Below are 20,435 nucleotides of genomic sequence, written 5' to 3' on the forward strand. Positions count from 1 at the left end.
CATGATCGCGTCGGTGTGGAGCCGCCTCGGCCGGCGCCGTCGCGGAGCGGGTCAGGAGGTGGCCTTGACCGCGATGACGGGGCAGCGCGCGTCGAGCAGGATGCGCTGGGCGTTGGAGCCGAGCACGAGCTTGCCGATGGGCGAGCGTCGGCGCAGTCCGATGACGATGCACTGGGCATCCACCTCTTCGGCGACGTCGATGAGGTCCTCGGCAGGGTCCTGACCGCGGGCGAGACTGCGCTCGACGAACGAGATCTGCTGGTTCTCGAGGTCGGAACGCACCTCGGCGAGCGACTCCTCGAACTTGCGGGCGGCCTCGGCCTCGGGGTCGCGGCCGCTGCGCGTGGAGTTGACGAGGATGAGGTCGCATCCTCGCAGCTTGGCCTCACTTGCGGCATGCTCGAGGGCTGCGCGGCCCTCCTTGGTCGGGATGTATCCCACGACGACGGACACTCGCGCCTCCTCGAGGACGGCCTGGGCGGGCCTGGTGATGAACGTCGGGCATCGGCCCACTTCTCAATGAGCCACCGTAGCCCAATCACCCCCCGAGCCGCAGGAGGAGACGGACGCTCGTTCACACCTCACACCGGGGTCGAATGCCGAACTGCACCAGCCGCGCGACGACACCCGCGAGCGTGCATGAGGGGTCCTCCTGCAACGCCAGCGCGGTCGCCACCGACGCCAGGGCTCCGTCACCGGCGTCCCAGGCCCAGGCGCCGAGGATCGTCAAGGTGGTCGCGCGCCACCCCGGAGGCGAGGCTCGGACGAGCCGGATCAGCGCGGCTCGAACCGCCGATCGTCGCGCGAGCGGGTCGACGTGACGCGTGTGGTCACCCTCCCCACCGTCGCAGCGGCCGTAGAGGCCGTCATCGGCGACTCCCAGCGGGACGAGGCGGGACAGCAGGGCGTCGCGACCACGGACATGTCCGACGAACGCGAGCGTGGTGAACAGGTCCTCTCCCCCGGACTCGCGCGACTCCCCGGCCACGAGGCGCTCCCACGCGAGGAGCCCTTCCACGGGCGTCGGCCGGAGTCGGCCGGCCGCGGTCGCCGCCGCCCTGACCAGGAGGGGGTCGGGCGCCAGCGCGGCGACGAGGGCGTGGCGGTCGGGCAGCGGGCTGACTCCCCGGCCGACGTACTCGGCCACGATCGGCACGTCGGCGGGATCCGGCAGGTCTTGCCACGGTCCGTGCGGGGGTTCGCGCCACCGGTCTCGGCCGACCACCGCGACCCGGGCGATCTCCGGATCGCCGCCGAACGTATCGGCCATGGCGCCGACCAGATGGGCCAGGGCCGGCTCGGGGTCGAGATCGTCGGCGTAGGCGACGACGAGCAGGGACGACGCACGACGGTTCGACACTCCGAGAAGCATGCGGGCGATGCACTCCGGGTCGAGAACACCGCGGGGCGGGATGTCGACGCGTTCGACGAGATCGACCCGGGCGCCGTCGAGCGCGACGACGACCAGCGCGTCGATGAGACGGAAACCGACGTGGTAGGGCAGAAAGACGAGCAGATCGGCGAACGAGCAGGGCGGCGCGAGGGTCATGCGTCGACGGTGACTCGGCACGACGGTCCCGCGGAGGCCCCATCTCCGCCCTGGGGACAACCCGAGCGTGTTGAGAAGGGGTTGGGGACGACACGGGCCCCGGGCCGAGGAGTCGGCGCGGGGCCCGCGTCGGGCAGAACGCGAGGATCAGCTGGTGGGCGTCGTGGGCAGCGAGGTGAGCGTGGCCTTGACCGGGAACTGCTGGCGCACGTGGTCGGCGATCTTCTTGAGCAGGTAGGAGTCGAGGCCGGCGCCGATGACACCACCGAGGAACGGCACCCCTCGCCCTGCGCGCGCGAAGGTCGAGCGGCCGAGCTTGGTGATAAGCCGGAACCCGACACCCTTGTTGATCGCCATGAGCACGGCCCCCGGGAGTCGCTCCGCCGCGAGGTTGGCCAGGCGCCCCGTGCTCGAGTAGCCGACCTTCTTGAGCAGGTCGTCGGCGTCCGCGCCCACGAGCGCGAGCAGGAGCGCCGAGCGCACCGATGGGTCCTCGATGTCGTAGCCACGAACCGCGGCGATGGCGGCGGCCATGCGCGTCGCGACGATGTAGAAGCCCGCGACGTTCGCCGGGAGCGCCACGGGCAGCGTGACGAACCCGCCCAGGCCGGTGACGAACCCGTTGGCCGCGGCGAGGCGCAGGTGGGCGGAAACGATGTCGTCGATGACGCGCTCGGGGTCGCTGCGACGGCGGCGGGCGTCGTCGGCGATCTTCTGCGCCGAGTCGAAGGTGCCCTTGCCGTCGATGCCGACCTCGAGAATCCGCTCGACGAGTCTGGCGGCCTGACCGCCGAGCGCACCCATGTCCTCGGTCGCGACGGGCGTCTGGGCGGGCTCGTTCTTCTTCTTGCGGTCGAAGATCCCCATGGTGTCCTCCTGGTCGAGGGATGTCGGGTCGAAGTGCTGCGGTGATGCCCGGCTGCTCCGGACGTCTCCATGCCCATCCGCGGAGGTGGTCAAACACGGGCGCCTGCCGCGGGCGGGATCGAACGTGGGTCGAGGCGAGCCTCGTCGGCACCATGACTCGCGTGTCATGTCGCCGACGAGGTCGGCTCAGTGTCCTCCGCGCCGGATCTCGTCGAGGAACGCCTCGAGCTCGGCGCCGAGCTGGTCACCGGTGGGCAGCGAGGCTGCGTCGAACCCGGCCGCCGGGCCGTCGGATTCGTCGTCCTCGGCCGTTGCCGTGATCCCAGACTCCAACCGCGCGAGCCGGGTGTCGTACTGCACCTCGAGGGCACGCACGATCTCGGCCGCTTCGGGTGATTCGGCAACCTCCGCCGCGATGGCGTGTGCGCTGTCGGCCGCGGCGAGCTCGAGCGCAGCGGGCGGCAGGTCGAGGTTCGCCACTCCGGCGAGCTTCTCGAGTCCGTGCGCAGCGCCGGCCGGGAAGTCGCCCTGGGCGAGGTAGTGCGGAACGTGCACCGCGAATCCGACGGCCGACCCGCCCTGTTCGGCCAGCCGCAGCTCGAGCAGCGCCGACAGCGAACCCGGCATCGTGATCGTGCCGAAGACGGGGGTGGCGCCGTCGCGCAACGCGTCGGTGGTGCCGTGCACGGTGGAGGTGATGGGCCGAGAGTGCGGCACGGCCATCGGGATGCCGTACACCGAGACGAACAGCTCGACCGAGAGTGCTCGGGCGAGGCCGATGACCGCCGCGGCGACGCGCTCCCACTGGTAGTCCGGCTCCGGGCCCCAGAGCAGGAAGAACGGGGTTCCGGAGTCGTCCACGAGCCGGTAGAGCGCGAGCGAGGGGTCGGTGTACTCGGTGTAGCGATCCTTGGAGAAGGTCATGACCGGACGCCGAGCGCGGTAGTCGAGCAACTGATCGACGTCGAAGGTGGCCACCACCGTGTGGTCGAGGGTGCGCAGCAGGTGCTCGACGAGCAGCCGCTGCGTGTGCCCGGCGTCGAGGAATCCACCGAGGGCGACGATCAGCGTGGAGGCACGCAGATCGGCGACATCGGTGTCGGTCTCGAGCCGATAGAGCGTCGTGGGATCCTGCACCGGGTCTCCTTCCGTAGGCTCCCTGAGTTCATGAGGAGATCGGGTCCCCCGTTTCATCAGATGAACGTCTCACGGGGTCCCACGATTCCCGAGGCGGCGCGCAGGGCCCCGGGTGACGCGCCCGCCTAGGTCGGGGGGTACGACGGGCTCCGACCCGGCGCCGGATCATCGGGCGTGGGCGTCCTCGACGGCGTCCATCGCCTTGTAGATGCGCTTCTCCGAGACGGGATGGGCCGTGCCGAGCGACTGGGCGAAGAGGCTGACCCGCAGCTCCTGGATCATCCAGCGCAATGCGCGCACGTCGTCGGCGCTGCGCTCGATCTCGGGCAACGCGTCGACGAGCTTCGTCCGCTCGGCCTCGACCGTGCGGACGATCTCGAGGCGCTGCGCGTCGCGCCACGGCTCCGCTGGTGCCTTGTCGAGGCGGACGAGCATGCCCTGCAGGTACCGCGGCAGGTGACGCAGGTGGGCGTGGCCGGTCTCGGCGACGAAACCGGGGTGGACGAGGTCGGTGAGCTGAGCCGCCAGGTCGTCCTTGAGCGCTGCGAGTTCGGGGGTTCGCGGCGTCATGCCGTCGAGGGCGAGCCGCACTGCGAGTGCCCGGTCGAGCACCGGGTGGACCCATTCGACGATCTCGATGACGGTCGGTACGAGTTCGCGCTTCACCGCGGCGAGCGCGGCGTCGAACTGCTCGGGGGTGCGGATGAGTTCGGCACCGGTCGCGGCGAGGGTGCGGGCGGCGATCGCGTCGACGGCCGCCGCGAGGATGTCGTCGAGCAGTGCGGGCATCGAACCGTGCGGGTTGTTGCCGAGGGCGAGCTTCTGTGTGTTGGTCAGCAGGCCGAGGATGCGCTTCCACGGCACCTGAAGGTTGAGCAGCAACAATCGCCGCAGGCCGAGACGGGTGGCCGCGACCTGCTCGGCGCGGGCGGCGAGCACCTGGACGGCGACGGAGTCTCCCTGATCGACGAGGGCCGGGAACCCCTGGACGTCGCGCTTGCCGACCCGCCGCTCGAAGACCGCGGGAAGCTCCGTCAGGTCGAAGGTCGTGAGGCCGGTGCGCTCGACGTCACCGGCGGCCCTGGCCATCGTCGTCCGGACCTGCGGGGCGAGGCGGGCCTGCAGTTCGGCGAGGTCCTTGCCCTCCCCCAGCCTGCGACCGCGGGGGTCCTCGACCCGGAACGTCATCCGCAGGTGATCCGGGACGCGGGTGACGTCCCACTCCCCCGCGGGCACGCGGTGGCCGGTGCGGATGTACAAGGCCCGGCCCAGCTCCTCGACCAACGGCGTACCGGCTGCCATCTCGGCCTCGTCGGCCTCGGCGAGCGCGGCCTGCGCGTGGTCGGGGGTGGGGACGAAGTGCTTGCGGGTGGCCTTGGGCAGGCTCTTGAGCAGCGCCGTCGCGAGCTCGGGGCGCAGGCCGGGAACCTGCCAGTCGAAGCCCTCCTCGCTGACTTGGTTGAGCTGCTCGACGGGGATGTGCACGGTGACGCCGTCGGCGTCGGTGCCCGGCTCGAACTGGTACGTCAGGCGCAGTCGCAGGTCGCCCTGGACCCATTCGTGTGGATAGTGGGTCGCGTCGATCTCGTCGGCGTCGTCGGAGACGAGGAAGTCCTCGGTGAACGTGAGCAGGTCGGGACGGCGCCGTCGCTCCTTCTTCCACCAGGCGTCGAAGTGCGCGCCGGAGACCACCGTCGCGGGGATGCGGTGGTCGTAGAACTCGAAGAGCGTCTCCTCGTCGACGAGGATGTCGCGGCGCCGGGCGCGCGACTCCAGGTCGGCCAGCTTGGCGACGAGTTTGCGGTTGTCGTGGAAGAACCGGTGCGGGGTGTCCCAGTCACCCTCGACGAGGGCGTGGCGGATGAAGAGGTCGCGGCTCGCCTCGGGGTCGATCGCGCCGTAACTCACGGGGCGGTCCGTGACGATCGGGACGCCGTAGAGCGTGACCTTCTCGTTCGCGACCACCCCGGCGCGCTTACGGCTCCAGTGCGGCTCGGAGTAGCTGCGCCGCAGCAGGTGGGCGCCGAGTTCCTCGATGGCTCGGGGGTCGGTGGCGGCGTTCGTGCGGGCCCACAGGCGGGTCGTCTCGACGAGCTCGGCACTCATCAGCCATTCGGGGTTCGTCCGGCGCAACGCGGACCCCGGCTGGATGGCGAACCGGGCTCCGCGGGCGCCGAGGTACTCGCGCTTGTCGCGGTCGTAGAGGCCGATCTGGGAGAGCAGTCCGGTGAGCAGCGCGCGGTGGACCTTCTCGGGTGTCGACGGGTGCTGGTTGGGCTGGAGGTCGAGCTCACGCATCGTCGTCGTGAGCTGGCCCACGAGGTCCTGCCATTCGCGGATGCGCAGGTAGTGGAGGAACTCGTTCTTGCACATGCGGCGGAAGGCGCTGCCGCTGAGGTCCTTCTGCTGCTTGCGCAGGTACTTCCAGAGGTTGAGCAGCGTCGTGAAGTCGGACTTCTCGTCCTTGAATCGCGCGTGCTGCTGGTCGGCCTGGGCCTGCTGGTTCAGCGGGCGTTCCCGCACGTCCTGGATGGAGAGCGCCGCGACGATGACCATGACCTCACGCAGGCAGCCCTCGTCGGCGGCGGCGAGCAGCATCCGGGCGAGCCGGGGGTCGACGGGGATCCGCGCGATCCGGCGGCCGACGTCGGTGAGGCGCCGGCGTGGGTCCTGCTGGTCGGGGTCGATCGCCCCGAGCTCGTGCAGGAGGCGCAGACCGTCGGTGACCATCCGTGAGTCGGGAGCCTGGACGAACGGGAACCGCGCGATGTCGCCGAGGCCCAGCGCGGTCATCTGGAGGATGACGCTCGCGAGGTTGGTCCGCAGGATCTCGGGGTCGGTGAACTCGGGGCGGTTCTCGTAGTCGTCCTCGGCGTACAGCCGGATCGCGATGCCGTCGGAGACGCGACCACATCGGCCGGAGCGCTGGTTGGCACTCGCCCGACTGATCGGTTCGATGGGAAGGCGCTGCACCTTGGTGCGCTGGCTGTACCGGCTGATGCGGGCGGTGCCGGCGTCGACGACGTACCGGATTCCGGGCACGGTGAGGGAGGTCTCGGCGACGTTGGTGGCGAGCACGACCCGGCGACCGGTGTGGCGGGAGAACACCCGGTGCTGCTCGGCCGCGGAGAGACGCCCGAACAGCGGGAGGATCTCGGTGCCGGGGAGGTTCATGCCCTCGAGCGCGTCTGCGGCATCACGGATCTCGCGTTCGCCGGAGAGGAACACGAGGATGTCCTCGCCGCCGCCGTCACGGGCCCGCTCGGCCGAACCGCCCTCGGTCCAGAGCTCCTCGACGGCCTCGCAGATGCCGGTGATCTGGTCGATCTCGGTCTCGATGTCAGGCTTGCCGGGGGTCTTGCTCGGCTCGACGCGCACGAGCGGCCGGTACCGGACCTCGACCGGGTACGTGCGTCCGGAGACCTCGATGATCGGGGCCGGTCTGCCGTTCCGGTCGGCGAAGTGGGCGGCGAAGCGTTCGGGGTCGATCGTCGCCGAGGTGACGATCACCTTGAGGTCGGGACGCCGGGGCAGGAGCTGCTTGAGGTACCCGAGGACGAAGTCGATGTTGAGGCTGCGCTCGTGGGCCTCGTCGATGATGATCGTGTCGTATCGCCGCAGGTCACGGTCGCGTTGGAGTTCGTTGAGCAGGATGCCGTCGGTCATCACCTTGACGAGCGTGTCGCGGGAGGACTCGTCGGTGAACCGCACCTGGTAGCCGACCTGCGCACCGAGATCGACGCCGAGCTCGTCCGCGAGGCGCTCGGCGACGGAACGGGCGGCGATGCGGCGGGGCTGGGTGTGACCGATCTGACCGGCGATGCCCCGGCCGAGTTCGAGGCAGATCTTGGGGATCTGCGTCGTCTTTCCCGAACCGGTCTCACCGGCGATGATGACGACCTGGTTCTCGCGAATGGCCTCCGCGATCTCGTCCTTGACCGCGCTGACCGGCAGGTCGGGGTAGGTGATCTCGGGGACCGAGGCCGCCCGCTTCGCCTGCCGTTCCTCGGCCCGACGGCGGCGTTCCTCGCGCTCCTCGGGGGTCAGCGGTGGGCGTTGTTCCCGGCCGCGACGCGAGCCACGCCTGTCCGGTCGCTCGCCCTGGGCCGCTCTCGGCCCGGCAGAGCGCCCGCCGCGCCGGCCACGGTTGCGCTTCGCTTCGGTCTTGCCGCTCGCGGTGGGCTCGGAGGTCGATGACCGCCCGTCACTGGATGCCTCCGGCGCACTGTCGACCACCGCACGGTCGGCGACGGCCGGCCGTGGCGGACGAGGACGAGGGGTTTCGGGCACGCTCTTCAGAATACGGAGGGCGTCGAGTTCATTCCCGGAGCCGGAGGACGACGGTTGCACTCGCCCGGGTGGAGCGATCGTAGGGTGCGCTCCATGGCGGACTGGGACGAGGTGCTCGATGCGCTTCGACTCGCGCTCGAGGGAGGCGATGCCCCGGCGATCCGCGCCGGGCTCGAGGACTGCTGGGACGCAACGGCCCCCACCGATGCGGCGCAACGCTGTGTCCTTGCGCACTACCTCGCCGACGTCCAACCCGACGTCGCCGACGAGGTCGCGTGGGACGAGCGCGCGCTGGAGGCGTACACGCGCGTCGGCGACACCGATCTCATGCCCGTGGGCGTCGCCTCGGCGGCCGGGTTCGCACCGAGCCTCCACCTCAACCTCGGCGACGGCTATCGCCGCCTCGGCCGCCTCGACGAGGCCCGGGCCCAGCTCGAGGCAGGCACCGCCGCGGCCGACACGCTCTCCGACGACGGCTACGGGGCGATGATCCGCGCCGGGCTCGATCGCCTCGCCGCCCGGCTCGACGGCACCTCCCGCTGAGACCGCTTCCGGACCGCTGCGCCCCGAGCCGGAAACTCGGTGGCGGCGGCGACGTGAGGTCGGGACGATGACGGCGTGATGCACGAGGGACAGGTCGACGTGCGGGCTCCTGCTCTACAGGCCGCCATCGCGCGCCAATTCCCGCGCCTGGCAGGCGAGGGCGTCGTCCCTGTGCCGTCGGCCGGGACCGTCATCGCCCCTTTTCGGGTCGGCGACTCGCTGTTGGCGCGCGTCCCGCTCGTCCCCGACGAGTCCCCGGCGTTCGTCGACCGCGTGCGCGCCGAGGGCCGGCACGCCCGCCACCTGGCCGAGAACGTGGACGTGAGCGTGCCGCAGCTCGTCGCGATCGGTGCGCCGTTCGAGGGATACGCGGGAGCGTGGTCGCTGTGGACCTGGTTGGCCGGCCGCTCCCTCGACCGCGTTCTCGACGCCTCCCCCGCCGATGTCGACCTCGGTCTCCTTGCTGCCGACCTGGGCGCGCTGTTGTCGTCGATCCGCGCGGTTCCTGTCGAGCACGCGACGTGGAACGGCAACGGGCGCGGCGGGGTGCCCCTGGCCGACTCCGACTGGGTGCGCACCTCGATCGAACGCAGTCGTCATCTCATCGATCCGAGCGCCGCGACGCGGGTGTGGGAGGAGTCGCTCACCGCGCCGCCACACGCCGGAGCACCCGTGGCGATCCACGGCGATCCGATGCCGGGAAACCTGCTCGTCACCGAGCGCCGACTCAGCGGGCTCATCGACGTCTCACTGCCCGTCGTCGGCGATCCCGCCGCCGACCTGCAGCCCGCGTGGGTGATCTTCGACGAACCCGAGCGCACCGCCTTCCGCTCGGCCATGGGGCTCGACGACTCCGCCTGGCAGCGGGGACGCGGCTGGGCGTTCGAGATGGCCATCGGCGGCCTGCACTACTACGAACACACCAACCCGGTCTTCTTCCGGACGGCCCGTCGCACCCTCGATCGACTCCTCGCCTGCGCCGATCCGCCCCCAGCAGGACTCTGACGCACCTGTACTCGTGGGCCTCGTCCCACCCCGACGGCCGGAGCAGAGGCGCCGGTGCCTCGTGCGTCAGCGGCGCGGGAGGATTGCGATGGCGTCGCCGACGGGGCGCTCGCCGGTGGCGTCGGAGGGGCTGGTGGCCAAGGCGCCGCTCGCGACGAGCGTCGTCGAGCCGCCGCCGTCGAGATTCATCGCCTCGCGCATGCCGAGGGCCTTGGCCACGGCCGCGGTCTCGGGGATCAAGAGGCCGAGGTGGCCGGTCTGCCGGCCGTCGGCGGCGACGATCATCGTGCGGCCGCGCCGGTCGGTGCCGATGAACGTGCGCGGGTTGCGCTGCAGCACCCAGCCGTAGTCGAAGCTCGGGTTGCCGGTGACGGCCTGGTTCATGCCGTCGCGCTTCTGGGTGATGTGCGTGCGACCCGCACGCAACAGCAGCGGGCCGCCGTTGATGACGCTCTGATCCTTGCGCAGGTGCATCGGGCGTCCGGAGCCCCTGGTCATCGTCGCCGTCACGGGCACCCGGTCTCCGACGCGCAGCGACGCGAGGGCGCCGGCGGCGTCACCGGTGGCCTGGATCGAGCGCTGCCCCGCTGTGAGGGCGATCCCGCGCTCGGTGGGGGTGGTGACCACCCGGCCGCGGCGGTCGAGCACGACCTCGCGACCCGGCCCCGCGGGCGTGGTGGCACCGAACGCCGGCGTGAAGAGGACGAGTTCGTCGGCGTCGGTGCACGTGACGTCGTGCCGAGGCAGGTCGGTCGGCGTGTCGCCCGTGCCGCCGCAGTTGCGGATGAGGCCGGGGACGCGGTTCGTGCCGTCGAGCACGTGGGTGCGACCCCCGGTTCGGAATGTGCCGGCCCAGCCCGGACGCAGGATCCGCGTCTGGCGGGCACGGGCGTCGAGAAGCACGGCCGGACGATCACCCACGGCCTCCGAGACGACCCGCCCGTCGTACGCGGCGATCCCGGCCGGGTCACCCTCGACGCCGGCCTTGGGGTCCATGACGAAGAAGCCGGCGTTTGCTGCCGCGGTCGCGCCGAGCCGGGCGGCGAGCTGCGAGGTCGTCTCACGCTTCTCGAGATCGGGACCATAGGTACCGACGAGGCGCCCATCGAACCGTTTCGGGTCGATGGTGAGCACCGACATCGTCCACGGTCCGCTCGCCGGCGTGCCCCCGTCCCAGCCGGAGTACCAGCTGCGGGCCGTGAAGCCGGCCGCCTTGAGCCGCGCGACGGCCCCGTCGGCGGCGGCCTGGTCGACGAACGTCTCCACGAGCCGGACCCGCCGGCCGATGACGCCGTCGGGCACGTCCGCGGCACCGAGCTGCCGTACGTCGGTCGCCTGCGCCGCGAAACCCGCACCGGAGAGCTTCGCGACGAACGCGCCTGCGGACTCCGCGTCCTGCACCGCGCGGGCGGGCGCGTCGGGGTCCGGGCTGGACGTCGTGCTCGGGATGGACAGCTCGACGACCCACCGGGACGACCCGTCGGCCACGCCGCGGGTGATCTTCGTCAGGGTGGCGCCCGGCTGCAGCGTCGTCGTCGCCCGCATCTCCGCGAGATCGGCACGGCCCAGCGGCAGCTCGTCGCGGGCGTACCCCTCGCGCGGATCACCAGGGTCCGGCCGCGAGGTGGCCGCGCCGGCCGGTACGACGGCTGAGACGGCCAGGACCGCTGCGAGAGCGGCGGGAACGGCGGCGAACGCGCGGCGTCGAGAGGCGATCATGCGCGAGAACCTAGGCCGCGCACGTCGACCCGCCCGGCGCCGCGCGGTGAACATCGGCCGACACCCGAGAGAACTTCTCGCCCTTGACCAGTGAGGCGCCCCCCCAGGACGCCCACGAGTCCGTCTGAGAGGGTGAGGGCTGACCCCCATCCCCCCGAGGAGGACGCATGATTCTCATCAACGTCAAGTTCTCGGTGAAGCCGGAGTTCGCGGAGGACTGGCCCTCGATCACCGAGGACTTCACCCGGGCGACGCTCGCCGAGCCGAAGAACCTGTGGTTCGAATGGTCACGCTCGATCGCCGAGCCGAACACGTACGTCCTCATCGAGGCGTTCGAGGACGACGGCGCCGAGGCCCACGTGAACTCCGAGCACTTCGCCGAGATGCAGCGGGAGTTCCCCAAGTACCTCGCCTGCACGCCCGACATCGTCAACGGGCAGATCCCCGCCACCGGCTGGGACAAGATGGCGGAGATCACCGTCGACTGACCCATTGCGTCGAGACAGCCGTCGTTTGCGGCTCTGGGCCGGAAACGACGGCTGTCTCGGCGTTCTCAGACTCCGGCGAGGAGGGCTCCGGGGCGTTCGACGCAGTCGGCGACGTAGCGCAGGAAGCCGCCCGCCACTCCCCCGTCGCAGACCCGGTGGTCGAACGTCAGCGAGAGCTGCGTCACCGGACGCACCGCGAGCTCGCCGTCGACGACCCACGGCTTGTCGACGATCCGCCCCACCCCGAGCATCCCCGCCTCGGGATGGTTGATGATCGGCGTCGACCCGTCGACCCCGTACACGCCGTAGTTGTTCAGCGTGAACGTGCCTCCGGTCATCTCCGCCGGGGTGAGCGTGCCTGCGCGGGCACGCTCGGTGAGGTCACGGATCGTCGCCGAGAGTTGTTCCGTCGTCTGGTCGCTCGCCCCGTGCACCACCGGCACGACCAGTCCTCGCGGGCCTTGCGCCGCGAACGACAGGTTCACCGTCCCGATCCGCACGATCTCGTTCGCCGCCGTGTCGACCTGGGCGTTGAGCTCGGGGAAGCGCACGAGCCCCGCCACGACGATGCGCGCGACCAGTGCGAGGTACCCGATTCTCGCCTCCGGGAGCGCGGCGGCGAGGTCCTGTTTCATCGACCGCAGCCCCGTGGCGTCGACGTCGACCCAGGTCGTCGCATCGGGGATCTCGGTGCGCGAACGCGTGAGGCGATCGGCGATCGTTCGCCGGCTGCCGGTGAGAGGAATGCGTTCATCGACGAGCCCGGCATGCGATGACGCTTGCGTCTGCGGTGCGCGCTCTTGTGTCGCTACATCCTGTTGTACTGATACATGTGCATGTCGCGCTTCGCGCGCCTGCTCGACGTCGCGTCGCGTGATGATCCCGCCGGGCGCGCTGGGAGTCACCGAGAACAGGTCGATGCCGTGGTCGTGCGCCAGTCTGCGCACGAGCGGGCTGATGACCCGCACGGCCTGCCCAGGGCGCGAACTCGGTTCGCTCTGCGGGGCACTCGTCGCCGATGACGGCGTGCCCTCCACCCTCGCAGCGGGGCGACGACCGACCCGCCGGCGTCGTCCGCGCTTCGCCTCCGACGTGCCGTACCCGATGAGCACGTTGCCCGACCCCGCGCGCTCCTCGTCCATGCGCTCCTCGGTCGCACTCGAGCGCTGGGTCGCGTCCTCCACGAGAGCGGAGCCGTCCGCAGCGCCGCTACCGGTGTCGACGCTGATGAGCGGCTTGCCGACGTCGACCACCTGTCCGGCGTCGGCGTGCAGGGCGACGACGGTTCCGGCGAACGGGGAGGGCAGGTCGACCTGGGCCTTCGCGGTCTCGACGACCGCGACGATCTCGTCGACCGCGACCGTGTCACCGACCGACACCTGCCACGAGACGACCTCCCCCTCGGTGAGCCCCTCGCCGAGGTCGGGAAGCATGAACGTTCGCGTGCTCATCGCGCGACCTCCTTCGCGTCGGACGCGGCCGAGGCTCCGACGGCCAGGTGTCGCTCGTCCGGCTCGTCGTCCCACTGCAGCCGTGCGACGGCGTCGAGGACCCGGTCGACCCCGGGCAGGTGGAAGCGCTCGAGCTTGGGCGGCGGATAGGGGATGTCGAGCCCCGCGACGCGCAGCACGGGAGCGGCCAGGCTGTGGAACGCCCGCTCCTGCACACGAGCGGCGATCTCGGCGCCGACTCCCGCGAACCCCTGGGCCTCCTGAACGACGACACAACGGCCGGTCTTGCGCACCGACGCGACGACCGTCTCGTCGTCATAGGGATCGATCGTCCGCAGGTCGACGACCTCGCAGCTCCACCCCTCCTCGGCTGCTGCCTCGGCCGCCTCCATCGCCACCGGCACGCTGGGCCCGTAGGCGACGAGCGTGACGTCGGCACCCTCTCGCCGGACGCATGCCGTGCCCGGCGGCAGCCCGCCTCCCGGCGCGAGGGCGTCGAGGTCGACGTCGTCCTTCGACCAGTACAGGCGTTTGGGCTCCATGAACACGACCGGATCCGGGTCGTCGATCGCCGCGCGCAGCAGCACGTACGCGTCCTCGACCGTGGCCGGGGTGTAGACCCGCAGCCCGGGCGTGTGGGCGTAGTAGGCCTCGGAGGAATCGCAGTGGTGCTCCACGCCCCCGATGCCCCCGGCGAACGGAATCCGGATGACCATCGGCATCGGCAGCGCCCCGTTCGTGCGGTTGCGCATCTTCGCGACGTGGCTCGCGATCTGCTCGAACGCGGGGTAGGCGAACGCGTCGAACTGCATCTCGACCACGGGCCGCATCCCCGACATGCACAGCCCCACGGCGAACCCGACGATGCCGGACTCGGCGAGCGGGGTGTCGAAGCAGCGGTCGTCGCCGAAATCGCGGGCGAGGCCGTCGGTGATGCGGAACACGCCGCCGGCGACACCGACGTCCTCACCGAAGACGAGGACGTTCTCGTCCGCCGAGATCGAGTCGCGCAGCGCGTGATTGAGGGCCGCGGCGAAGGTGGTGGATCGCTGGGCCATGTCAGGCGTCCTTTCCCGCGAGGGCGTCACGTTCGGCGTCGATCTCGTCGAGCACCATCTGCCGCTGGTCGGCGAGCTGCGCGGTGGGGCGCGCGTAGACGTGCTCGAACATCGAGGACGCCTGCGGATCGGTGTCCTCGTTCATACGCCGACGCAGTTCGGCCGCGGCGTCCTCGGCCTCCTGCGCGTACGTGGCGGCGAGTTCGTCGTCGAGCCTGCCCACCGAGCGCAAGTAGGTCTCGAGGCGTTCCATCGGATCCTTGAGCCGCCACGCCTCGACCTCCTCGGAGGTGCGGTAGCGGGTCTCGTCGTCGGCGTTGGTGTGCGCCTCCATGCGGTAGGTGTGCAACTCGACGAGCACAGGCCCCCGGCCGGCGCGCGCCCACGCGACCGCCTTGCCGACGACCGCGAGCACGGCGAGCGCGTCGTTGCCGTCGACCTGCTCGCAGACGACGCCGTAGCCGATGCCCTTGTAGGCCAGGCTCGGCGCAGCGGTCTGCTTCTCCAGGGGCACCGAGATCGCCCACCCGTTGTTCTGCACGACGAACACGACCGGGGCCCGGAACACGGCGGCGAAGTTGAGGGCCTCGTGGAAGTCGCCCTCGCTCGTCGCGCCGTCGCCGATGAACGCGAGCGCCACGGAATCCCGCCCCTGTCGCCGCTCGCCGTACGCGACGCCCGCCGCGTGCAGGAGCTGGGTCGCGAGCGGCGTGCACTGTGCCGCGGTGCGGGTCGCGGCGGGGTCGTAGCCGCAGTGGGCGTCACCGCGCAGCAGCGTGAGCACCTCGACCGGATCGATGCCCCGCGACACGAGCGCCACGGAGTCGCGGTAGGTCGGGAAGAACCAGTCGTCCGGCCGGATGCACATCACCGAGCCGACCTGGCACGCCTCCTGGCCCCGGGAGCTCGGATACACCGCGAGGCGGCCCTGCTTGGTCAGCGCCGTCGCCTGGGTGTCGAACCGTCGACCGACGACCATGCGCCGGTAGCACTCGAGGACGTCGTCGTCGCTCGGCGCGTCGTAGTCGTCGGTCACCGGCTCGACACGGTGGCCGTGCTCGTCGAGAAAGCACACCGGCGAGGCGGCGGGGATGAGGCCGCGCTGGAACGGCGCCTCGACGTGCTCGGGTGCTGCCTGCGCGGCGGCCTTCGACGCCCGCGCGTCTGCGGCCTTGCGGGTGGGGGCCATGCGGTCTCCTGCCGACGACGCCGACGACGGTGTCGGCGAGAGGTGCGTAGGTGTGCGCCCGATACTCCCTTCCGACGTACGCTCTGCTCAAGGAATCCGCGTAACGGCAGACGTTCGGCTTCCCGGGAGGGTATTCATGATCAATCCGTCCGACGGCACCGCGGACCTCGACGAGATCGACCGACGGATGGTCGCCGCCCTCGTGAGCGACGGGCGGCTCTCGGTACGCGCGCTCGCCGAGCGGGTCCATATCAGCCGCGCGAGCGCCTACTCACGACTCGACCGGTTGCTCTCGTCCGGCGTGATCACCGGATTCTCGGCCCGAGTCGATCCGGCGAGGGCCGGCCTGGCCACGAGCGCCTACGTCGCGCTGTCGGTCGAGCAGGACGCCTGGCGGGAGATCAGTACTCGCCTGCGCACCGCGCGCTACGTCGAGCGCGTCTCGCTGCTCGCCGCCGACTTCGACGTGCTCGTGCTCGTCCACGCCCCCGACAACGCCACCCTGCGCGACGTCGTCCTCGAGGAGCTCCAGGCGATTCCCGGAGTGCGCTCCACCCGCACGTGGCTCGTGTTCGCCGACGAGGCCGGCCCGGGGGCGTGGATGGGCGAGCACCTCCCCTGATTGCCGCGCGACTGACCGCGCACGGCGGAAACGGCGGCTGTCTCGGCGGGTTTACATAGATAGCCGATCTATGTATCGTCCTCGTGTGACGACACGCTCCTCCGACGCTGAACGCCTGCTCACGACGCTGGCCCGCTTCAACCGCTGGGCCACGCGAAGCGCCCAGGTCGAGCACGACATCGTCGTCGCGCGGTTGCTGTCCCTCGTCGACGAGTTGCAGCCCGTGCGGATCTCCACGCTGGCCGCTGCCGATCACACGACTCAGCCCACGATGACGGCCCACGTTCGGCGGCTCGAGGACACCGGGTTCCTTCGGCGCGAAGCCGACCCGAGCGACGCCCGCGCGAGCCTCATCAGCCTCAGCGAGGCGGGCACCCGCGCCCTCACCGACATCCGAACGGCCCGGACCGCGGCCCTCCTCCCCCATCTGGACGCACTGACCGACGCCGACGTCGCCACCCTCACCGCGGCCGCCGACGTGCTCGACAGGATCCTCGGCCGCTCGGCCGCGAGCGCCTGAGCCGGTCACGTCCCACGCACCACCGAAAGGTCCTTCATGCCACGCCAATCCACGACGGTCTGGGCCGTCGCGTTCGCCTGTGTCATCTCCTTCATGGGCATCGGACTCGTCGACCCGATCCTCAAGCCCATCGCCGACTCCCTCGGGGCCACCCCCAGCCAGGTGTCGCTGCTGTTCACCAGCTACATGGCCGTCACCGGGGTCGCCATGCTCGGCACCGGATGGGTGTCGAGCCGGATGGGGGCCAAGTGGACCCTCATCCTCGGACTCGCGATCATCGTCGTCGGCGCCGGCCTGGCGGGCATGCAGGACTCGGTCGGCGGCATCGTCTGGGCCCGCGCCCTCTGGGGCCTGGGCAACGCGCTGTTCATCTCCACGGCGCTCGCGACGATCGTCAGCGCCGCCGCCGGCTCCGTGGGTCAGGCCATCGTCCTCTACGAGGCCGCGCTCGGCATCGGCATCGCGATCGGCCCCCTCGTCGGGGGCGAGCTGGGTCGGATCGGCTGGCGGTTCCCGTTCTTCGGTGTCGCCGTGCTCATGCTGATCGCCCTCCTCGCAACCCTCGTCGCCCTCCCGAAAGCGCCTCGCCCGCAGCCGTCCAGGCTGTCCGAGCCGATTCGTGCACTCGCCCACCCCGGCCTGCTGTCGGTGGCGATCACCGCGCTGCTCTACAACTTCGGCTTCTTCACGCTGCTCGCCTTCACGCCGTTCCCGCTGAACATGGATGCCCGTGGTGTCGGCCTCGTGTTCTTCGGCTGGGGCGTGATGCTCGCGATCACTTCCGTCTGGGTCGCCCCCTGGCTCCAACGCCGGTGGGGCACCGTGCCCTCGATCATCGCGGCACTGTTCGGCTTCGCCGTGGTCCTCGCGGTCATGGCCGCCTTCACCGCCGACCGGGATGTGCTCATCGGGTGCGTCGTGCTCGCAGGAGGTTTCCTCGGCGTCAACAACACCCTTGTCACGGAGGCCGTCATGCACGTCTCCCCGCACCCCCGCGGTGTCGCCTCGTCGGCCTACAGCTTCGTGCGCTTCTCCGGCGGCGCCGTCGCCCCCTGGCTCGCCGGCCGTCTCGGGGAGGAGGCCGGCATGAGCACCCCGTACTGGGTCGCGGCCGCGATCGTCGCCTGCGCTGCGGTGCTCATGATCACTGCGCGAGGACGCCTCGCCCACCTGCCGGGGCCCATGGAGTACAGCCGTGCCGAGGCCGAGATCCTCACCACCGCCGACGCCGGCTGACCTGCCGCCGATCGACTCGTCCGTGCCTCGCGCCCGCAGGACGCCGATCCTCGTCGCTGCCGCGCCTTGTACCCTGGCGGCTGCCTCACCGGGCTGCCTCGCGCGCGATCCCCACCCCGGATCGCGTCACCCGCCGAATCTTTCCCCCAGCCCGTAGGAGACGTTTCCGTGTCCCGACACCCCGACCCCGACGTTGCCGATGACGCAGAGGACCGCGAAGACCGGTCCGCCGCCATCGCCGTGACCGCCTTCCCGTTGTTCATCCTCGCGGGCACGGTCATCGCCTATCTGGTGCCGGAACCGTTCCTGCCGTTCCGCAGCCACATCACCGGCTTCCTCATGGTCATCATGTTCGGGATGGGCCTGACCCTCACGATCCCGGACTTCCAGGTCATCGCGAAGCGCCCGCTGCCCGTCCTCATCGGTGTCGTCGCGCAGTTCGTCATCATGCCACTGGCGGCGGTGGGCGTCGCCGCGCTGCTGGGCCTCGACCCGGCGCTCGCGGTGGGTCTGCTCATGCTGGGCTCGGTGCCGGGCGGCACCTCGTCCAACGTCATCGCCTACCTGGCCAAGGGCGATGTCGCGCTGTCGGTGGCGATGACCTCGGTCTCCACGCTGGTGTCGCCGATCATGACGCCGGTGCTCATGCTCGTCTTGGCCGGCGCCCGCACCGACGTCGACGCCGTCGGCATGGCGATGACGCTCGCCCAGACCGTGCTGTTGCCGGTCATCGGCGGCCTCGTCATCCGGTACTTCTTCGACTCGGTCGTCAGCGCGATCTCCCCCGTGCTGCCGTGGGTGTCGATCCTCGGCATCGGTGGTGTGGTGTTCCCGACCGTGGCCGCCAACGTCGGGCGTCTGGCCCAGGTCGGGCTCGTGGTGTTCGTCGCGGTCCTCCTGCACAACGTGGCCGGGTACGTGCTCGGCTACGCCACCGGGCGTCTGACCCGGCTGCCCGAGGCGCAGAGCCGCACGTTGGGAATCGAGGTCGGCACCCAGTCAGCCGGTCTCGCCTCCGGGATGTCCGCGAAGTTCTTCACCCCCGAGGCCGCCCTCCCGGGCGCGGTGGCCGCGGTGCTGCACAACATCACCGGCGCGGTGTACGCGGCCGTCGTGCGCCGGTTCCCGACCGACCGGCACGCCGACGAACCCACCCCCGTCCTCACCTGATCTGTCGGCCGGCGGGCAGCGGCAAGGCATGACGTCATCCGCGCCCGCCCCCGCGAAGGTGCGGAGACGAAAGAATGCAGCGACCTGGGCGATCCCAGGTCGCTGCATTCTCTCGTATTCAGCCCTTCGCGGCCGCGAAGCCCTTCTCGAGGTCGGCGATGATGTCGTCGACGTTCTCGATGCCCACGGCCAACCTGATCAGGCCGGGGGTGACGCCCGCACCGAGACGGTCCTCGTCGCTGCCCTGGCTGTGCGTGGTCGACGCGGGGTGGATGACGAGAGAACGCACGTCGCCGATGTTGGCGACGTGGCTGTGCAGTTCGAGGGCGTCGACGAACCGGCGACCGGCCTCGACGCCTCCGGCGATCTCGAAGGAGAACACCGCCCCGGAGCCCCGGGGGCAGTACTTCTCGGCGCGCGCGTGGTCGCGGTTGCCCTCGAGCGAGGCGTAGTTCACCGACTCGACCTGCGGGTGACCGGCGAGGAAGTCGACCACCTTGCGGGTGTTCTCGACGTGTCGCTCCATGCGCAGCGAGAGGGTCTCCAGGCCCTGCGCGAGCAGGAACGCGTTGAACGGTGCGGCCGCGGCCCCCGTGTCGCGCAGCAGATCCACCCGCGCCTTGAGGATGAAGCTGAGGTTGGCACCGAACGGCGAGTCCTTGCCGAGATCGCGCGCGTAGACGAGGCCGTGGTAGCTCTCCGAGGGGGTGTTGAACTGGGGGAACTTCTCCGGCTCCGCCCCGTAGTCGAACGTGCCCGCGTCGACGAGCACGCCCACGATCGACGTGCCGTGGCCCCCGAGGTACTTGGTGGCCGAGTGGATGACGACGTCGGCGCCGTGCTCGATCGGGCGGATGAGGTACGGCGTCGCGACCGTGTTGTCGACGAACAGCGGCACGCCCGCCTCGTGGGCGAGGCCGGCCACACCTTCGATGTCGAGCACCTGCTGGTCGGGGTTGGAGATCGTCTCGCCGATGACCAGTTTGGTGTTCGGGCGGATCGCCGAACGCCACGCCTCCAGGTCGGCCTGATCGGTGACGAACGTCGTCTCGATGCCGAGCCGGGGCAGGGTGTGCTTGAGCAGGTTGTACGTGCCGCCGTAGAGCGCCGCGCCCGCCACGACGTGGTCACCGGCCTGCGCGACGTTGAGGATGGCGTACGTCGTCGCCGCCATGCCGGAGGCGAGCAGCAGCGCTCCCACTCCCCCCTCGAGACTCGCGATGCGGTTCTCCACGACCTCGTTCGTCGGGTTGCCCAGGCGGGTGTAGATGGGCCCGAGGTCGGAGAGCGCGAACCGGTCGGCCGCGGTCTGCGCGTCCTCGAACACGTAGCTCGTCGTCTGGTAGATCGGCAGGGCCCGCGACCCCGTCTGAGCGTCCGGGGTCTGCCCGGCGTGGATCTGACGGGTCTCGAAGGCCCACGTGGAATCGGTCATCGAAGTCTCCTTGCGTCTCGTGAGGCACGGTTCGACGTCGCCGACCCGCGCTTGCCGCCGCCGGGGCGTTCGGCCAGGTCTTCACCCGGGGCACCCCACCGCGAGGAGGGGGTTGCCGGCCAGCGAGCCGGGGCTTGGCGCTGGCGCTCTTGACCT

The 20,435-nt window shown here is 70.9% G+C and carries 17 protein-coding genes and 1 riboswitch; of the genes, 7 read left to right on the forward strand and 10 right to left on the reverse strand.

What is annotated here, in order from left to right:
• Positions 1–51 precede the first annotated feature (51 nt).
• The 5 genes from BN1197_RS15885 to hrpA all read right to left on the reverse strand — a co-directional run bounded on the left by BN1197_RS15885 (position 52) and on the right by hrpA (position 7,843).
• Positions 52–453, reverse strand: coding sequence for a universal stress protein (locus BN1197_RS15885; protein ID WP_040162166.1), 402 nt, complete (start codon positions 451–453; stop codon positions 52–54).
• A gap of 121 nt (positions 454–574) precedes the next feature.
• Positions 575–1,549: a DUF4192 domain-containing protein gene (locus BN1197_RS15890; protein WP_040161811.1), complete on the reverse strand. Its 975-nt coding sequence runs from the start codon at positions 1,547–1,549 to the stop codon at positions 575–577.
• A gap of 147 nt (positions 1,550–1,696) precedes the next feature.
• Positions 1,697–2,416 (reverse strand): EcsC family protein, encoded by a 720-nt coding sequence (locus tag BN1197_RS15895; RefSeq protein ID WP_040161812.1) that lies wholly within the window; start codon positions 2,414–2,416, stop codon positions 1,697–1,699.
• 186 nt (positions 2,417–2,602) lie between these two features.
• Positions 2,603–3,553 (reverse strand): PAC2 family protein, encoded by a 951-nt coding sequence (locus BN1197_RS15900; RefSeq protein ID WP_040161814.1) that lies wholly within the window; start codon positions 3,551–3,553, stop codon positions 2,603–2,605.
• A 165-nt stretch (positions 3,554–3,718) separates the two neighbouring features.
• Positions 3,719–7,843: an ATP-dependent RNA helicase HrpA gene (gene hrpA / locus BN1197_RS15905; protein ID WP_245851980.1), complete on the reverse strand. Its 4,125-nt coding sequence runs from the start codon at positions 7,841–7,843 to the stop codon at positions 3,719–3,721.
• Positions 7,844–7,936: 93 nt separating this feature from the next.
• On the opposite strand from hrpA, the gene BN1197_RS15910 reads away from it, so the two are divergent.
• Together BN1197_RS15910 and BN1197_RS15915 are read left to right on the forward strand one after the other, a co-directional pair.
• A complete protein-coding gene (locus BN1197_RS15910) occupies positions 7,937–8,386 on the forward strand; it encodes a hypothetical protein (protein ID WP_052466856.1) in 450 nt (149 codons plus the stop codon).
• 78 nt (positions 8,387–8,464) lie between these two features.
• Positions 8,465–9,391 carry a phosphotransferase gene (locus BN1197_RS15915; RefSeq protein ID WP_040162169.1) on the forward strand — a complete coding sequence of 309 codons (927 nt, stop codon included), beginning with the start codon at positions 8,465–8,467 and terminating at the stop codon, positions 9,389–9,391.
• 66 nt (positions 9,392–9,457) lie between these two features.
• Here the strand turns inward: BN1197_RS15915 and BN1197_RS15920 are convergent, their stop codons facing one another.
• Positions 9,458–11,110 (reverse strand): phosphodiester glycosidase family protein, encoded by a 1,653-nt coding sequence (locus tag BN1197_RS15920; RefSeq protein WP_040161819.1) that lies wholly within the window; start codon positions 11,108–11,110, stop codon positions 9,458–9,460.
• Positions 11,111–11,277: 167 nt separating this feature from the next.
• Here BN1197_RS15920 and BN1197_RS15925 point away from each other — a divergent pair, with 167 nt between their 5' ends.
• Positions 11,278–11,598, forward strand: a complete 321-nt coding sequence (locus tag BN1197_RS15925) for a putative quinol monooxygenase (protein WP_040161821.1) — start codon at positions 11,278–11,280, stop codon at positions 11,596–11,598.
• Positions 11,599–11,663: 65 nt separating this feature from the next.
• Here the strand turns inward: BN1197_RS15925 and BN1197_RS15930 are convergent, their stop codons facing one another.
• Genes BN1197_RS15930 through pdhA form a run of 3 tightly spaced genes read right to left on the reverse strand, consistent with a single transcriptional unit; the run spans position 11,664 to position 15,296 of the window.
• The gene (locus BN1197_RS15930) at positions 11,664–13,049 is read right to left on the reverse strand and encodes a dihydrolipoamide acetyltransferase family protein (RefSeq protein WP_040161824.1); all 1,386 of its coding nucleotides are present in this window, start codon (positions 13,047–13,049) and stop codon (positions 11,664–11,666) included.
• Positions 13,046–14,107, reverse strand: coding sequence for an alpha-ketoacid dehydrogenase subunit beta (locus tag BN1197_RS15935; RefSeq protein WP_040161827.1), 1,062 nt, complete (start codon positions 14,105–14,107; stop codon positions 13,046–13,048). The genes BN1197_RS15930 and BN1197_RS15935 overlap by 4 nt, the downstream gene beginning before the upstream one ends.
• Position 14,108: 1 nt before the next feature.
• Positions 14,109–15,296 (reverse strand): pyruvate dehydrogenase (acetyl-transferring) E1 component subunit alpha, encoded by a 1,188-nt coding sequence (gene pdhA / locus BN1197_RS15940; RefSeq protein WP_040161829.1) that lies wholly within the window; start codon positions 15,294–15,296, stop codon positions 14,109–14,111.
• A gap of 136 nt (positions 15,297–15,432) precedes the next feature.
• Between pdhA and BN1197_RS15945 the strand changes: the two genes are divergently transcribed.
• From BN1197_RS15945 to BN1197_RS15960, 4 genes are all read left to right on the forward strand, one after another.
• Positions 15,433–15,918 carry an Lrp/AsnC family transcriptional regulator gene (locus BN1197_RS15945; RefSeq protein WP_040161831.1) on the forward strand — a complete coding sequence of 162 codons (486 nt, stop codon included), beginning with the start codon at positions 15,433–15,435 and terminating at the stop codon, positions 15,916–15,918.
• An 85-nt stretch (positions 15,919–16,003) separates the two neighbouring features.
• A complete protein-coding gene (locus BN1197_RS15950) occupies positions 16,004–16,438 on the forward strand; it encodes a MarR family winged helix-turn-helix transcriptional regulator (protein WP_176489780.1) in 435 nt (144 codons plus the stop codon).
• A 36-nt stretch (positions 16,439–16,474) separates the two neighbouring features.
• Positions 16,475–17,674, forward strand: a complete 1,200-nt coding sequence (locus BN1197_RS15955; RefSeq protein ID WP_040161837.1) for an MFS transporter — start codon at positions 16,475–16,477, stop codon at positions 17,672–17,674.
• Positions 17,675–17,842: 168 nt separating this feature from the next.
• Entirely contained in the window at positions 17,843–18,844 is a 1,002-nt protein-coding gene (locus tag BN1197_RS15960; protein WP_052466858.1) for a bile acid:sodium symporter family protein, read from the forward strand.
• A 118-nt stretch (positions 18,845–18,962) separates the two neighbouring features.
• Here the strand turns inward: BN1197_RS15960 and BN1197_RS15965 are convergent, their stop codons facing one another.
• On the reverse strand, positions 18,963–20,279 hold the full coding sequence (locus tag BN1197_RS15965) for a bifunctional o-acetylhomoserine/o-acetylserine sulfhydrylase (RefSeq protein WP_040161840.1): 1,317 nt from the start codon (positions 20,277–20,279) through the stop codon (positions 18,963–18,965).
• 42 nt (positions 20,280–20,321) lie between these two features.
• A riboswitch (SAM riboswitch) is annotated at positions 20,322–20,434 on the reverse strand.
• Position 20,435: the final 1 nt, after the last annotated feature.

Origin of the sequence: Mobilicoccus massiliensis (assembly GCF_000826525.2) — a bacterium.
GTDB classification, from domain to species: domain Bacteria; phylum Actinomycetota; class Actinomycetes; order Actinomycetales; family Dermatophilaceae; genus Mobilicoccus; species Mobilicoccus massiliensis.

Bases quoted from the DNA above. Each gene is read 5' to 3' on its own strand.
- pdhA (WP_040161829.1), bottom strand. From the start codon at position 15,296: ATGGCCCCCACCCGCAAGGCCGCAGACGCGCGGGCGTCGAAGGCCGCC.
- BN1197_RS15925 (WP_040161821.1), top strand. From the start codon at position 11,278: ATGATTCTCATCAACGTCAAGTTCTCGGTGAAGCCGGAGTTCGCGGAG.
- BN1197_RS15945 (WP_040161831.1), top strand. From the start codon at position 15,433: ATGATCAATCCGTCCGACGGCACCGCGGACCTCGACGAGATCGACCGA.
- BN1197_RS15890 (WP_040161811.1), bottom strand. From the start codon at position 1,549: ATGACCCTCGCGCCGCCCTGCTCGTTCGCCGATCTGCTCGTCTTTCTG.
- BN1197_RS15915 (WP_040162169.1), top strand. From the start codon at position 8,465: ATGCACGAGGGACAGGTCGACGTGCGGGCTCCTGCTCTACAGGCCGCC.
- BN1197_RS15955 (WP_040161837.1), top strand. From the start codon at position 16,475: ATGCCACGCCAATCCACGACGGTCTGGGCCGTCGCGTTCGCCTGTGTC.
- BN1197_RS15930 (WP_040161824.1), bottom strand. From the start codon at position 13,049: ATGAGCACGCGAACGTTCATGCTTCCCGACCTCGGCGAGGGGCTCACC.
- BN1197_RS15910 (WP_052466856.1), top strand. From the start codon at position 7,937: ATGGCGGACTGGGACGAGGTGCTCGATGCGCTTCGACTCGCGCTCGAG.
- BN1197_RS15895 (WP_040161812.1), bottom strand. From the start codon at position 2,416: ATGGGGATCTTCGACCGCAAGAAGAAGAACGAGCCCGCCCAGACGCCC.
- BN1197_RS15965 (WP_040161840.1), bottom strand. From the start codon at position 20,279: ATGACCGATTCCACGTGGGCCTTCGAGACCCGTCAGATCCACGCCGGG.
- BN1197_RS15920 (WP_040161819.1), bottom strand. From the start codon at position 11,110: ATGATCGCCTCTCGACGCCGCGCGTTCGCCGCCGTTCCCGCCGCTCTC.
- BN1197_RS15935 (WP_040161827.1), bottom strand. From the start codon at position 14,107: ATGGCCCAGCGATCCACCACCTTCGCCGCGGCCCTCAATCACGCGCTG.